This is a genomic window from Chamaesiphon sp. OTE_20_metabat_361, assembly GCF_031364565.1.
This window is the reverse complement of the sequence record NZ_JANLWO010000747.1, coordinates 1-2,450: the sequence shown is the minus strand read 5'-3', so window position 1 is coordinate 2,450 and position 2,450 is coordinate 1. Positions and strand designations below refer to the sequence as shown.

Genomic DNA, 2,450 nt, shown 5'->3' with positions numbered 1-2,450 from the left:
CTCGATCGGCAGCCACGAGTCTCGCGGTTGCGGAAATCTCTCAAGCCTATACAGCTTGGCGATATGGCGCACAACCGCAGCAGGTCGATCGACTTCAGGAGTTGTTGAAAAATCTGGTAAAGGATCGTAAAAATTAATTCGATATTTTCACGATCGTTGCCTATGAAAAAATAACGTTGCCAAATAAATTAATAATCCGAATAAGTATTCGGATAGCTGCATAGCTTATATTTAGCTTGAATATTTCGGGAATCGTCGCAGATGTGACGGTAGTAAAGGGTATACTCAAACTCCTGGGGATGCTGCCCCCTGCACCCTTGTTCATTTCGGGCAGTTGCCATGAAGTAGTCGCGACTCACACAAGTCCACTACCTATTTGCACCAACTTAATTATGTCTGATTCTACTCGCTCGGCTTATCGATCGATAGTCGTCTATACCAGCCTCGTTGTTTTACTAGGCAACCTTGCCGCCTGCGGTGCTGGCAGTCAAAAATCATCTGCGCCGACTAGTGGCGCTTCCACCCAAACAGCTAGTACTCCTAGTGCTGCCGGACTAGAAAGCAAGACAGGTAGCTCGATGGATACGACGGAAGCCGCTCAAACTGGGTTTTCACCACCAGAAGTAGCTACTGACGAAAGCTATAAATCGATCGCGGATAATCAATTTTACACTGCCGATCGACAGCCGCTCTCAACTTTCTCGATCGACGTGGATGCGGCTAGTTATAGCAATGTCCGGCGATTTATCAATGAGGGACAATTACCGCCCAAAGATGCCGTGCGCATCGAGGAAATGGTGAATTATTTCCCTTATGATTATCCCCAACCGACGGGAGATAAACCATTTTCGATTAATACTGAGGTTGCTACCGCACCGTGGAATCCCCAGCATAAACTCGTGCAAATTGGCTTGCAAGGGAGAAAAATTGGCATGGAAAAGTTACCGCCGAATAACTTAGTTTTCCTGCTCGATGTTTCTGGTTCGATGGAAGAACCCAACAAACTCCCCTTGCTCAAAGCTTCGCTCAAGTTATTAGTCAACGAACTCCGCCCGACCGATCGAGTCGCGATTGTCGTTTATGCTGGTAGTGCTGGCTTAGTTTTACCCTCTACCCCTGGTAATGAGAAAAGTAAAATTATTGCGGCGCTGGATAAATTAGAAGCTGGCGGCTCGACTGCTGGCGGCGAAGGAATTATTCAGGCTTATAAAGTGGCGCGGGAAAACTTTCTCAAAGCTGGTAATAATCGCGTGATTTTAGCGACAGATGGCGACTTTAATGTCGGCGTTGATAGTGATGATGGTTTGGTTAAACTCATCGAGAAAGAACGTCAGAGTAAGATCTTTCTCACCGTCCTCGGTTTGGGAATGGGCAATCTTAAAGATGCCAAAATGGAACAGTTAGCCAATAAAGGTAATGGTAACTATGCCTATATCGATAATATCATGGAAGCAAAAAAGGTATTGGTGAAAGAATTTGGCTCGACCTTATTGACGATCGCTAAAGATGTCAAAATCCAAGTCGAATTCAATCCCAAACTAGTCCAAGCATATCGGCTGATTGGCTATGAGAATCGCGTCCTAGAGAATAAAGATTTCAAGGATGATAACAAAGATGCTGGCGAGCTGGGAGCCGGACATGCGGTTACAGCCCTCTATGAGGTGATTCCCGTCGGCGTGAAGACCGATCTCAAATTTGCGACACCTGTCGATCGAACTGCGGCGGATCAGGAGACTCAAATTGCAGCTAATAGTACCGAATTGATGCAAGTCCGCCTGCGCTATAAGGCTCCTAAATCGGATACTTCCGAACTCTTAACTGGCAAGGTAGAAAACTCGATCGCGAAGCCAATCGATACAGCTTCTAATAATCTCAAGTTTGCGGCGGCTGTGACGGCTTATGGGATGAATTTACGCAATTCTCCTTATAAGGGCAGTAGTAATTTTGGGAGCGTGTTAGAGTTGGCAAATCAATCGAAGGGTGCCGATCTCGATGGTTATCGAGCGGAATTTATTCGGTTGGTTGAGAAGAGTAAAAAACTTACTAAATCTTAGAGGATGTTTGAAAAGTACAGATTAGCACTCGCAAACCCTAGCAATCCCCCCTAGCCCCCCTTTTTAAGGGGGGAACCGGATCCGAAAGTCCCCCTTTTTAAGGGGGATTAGGGGGATTTACCCACCATGAACGAAGCAATTAGACTTTTCAAACACCCTCTTAGATAGAAGAAAATTAAATCAGATGGCGAGATGAATCATTACAACCAAAATTTTCTAAATTTATCAGCCCAAGGCTATCAGATCGATCGAGTATTGGGTCAAAATGTTTATGGTGGTAGAGTTACTTATCTAGCTCAGGATCTCAATAGCAATCTACCTGTAGTTATCAAGCAATTTCAGTTTGCGACTACTGGCAATACTTGGAGTGATTACGATGCTTATCAGCGCGAAGTC

General features: G+C 45.2%; 1 protein-coding gene and 1 pseudogene. Both read left to right on the top strand.

Annotation, left to right across the window (positions count from 1 at the left end):
• Positions 1-392: 392 nt before the first annotated feature.
• Positions 393-2,054 carry a VWA domain-containing protein gene (locus RMO35_RS21250; protein ID WP_309744013.1) on the top strand — a complete coding sequence of 554 codons (1,662 nt, stop codon included), beginning with the start codon at positions 393-395 and terminating at the stop codon, positions 2,052-2,054.
• Positions 2,055-2,246: 192 nt separating this feature from the next.
• A pseudogene (locus RMO35_RS21245) lies at positions 2,247-2,450 on the top strand (protein kinase); the annotation flags it as partial.

Bases quoted from the DNA above. Each gene is read 5' to 3' on its own strand.
- RMO35_RS21250 (WP_309744013.1), top strand. From the start codon at position 393: ATGTCTGATTCTACTCGCTCGGCTTATCGATCGATAGTCGTCTATACC.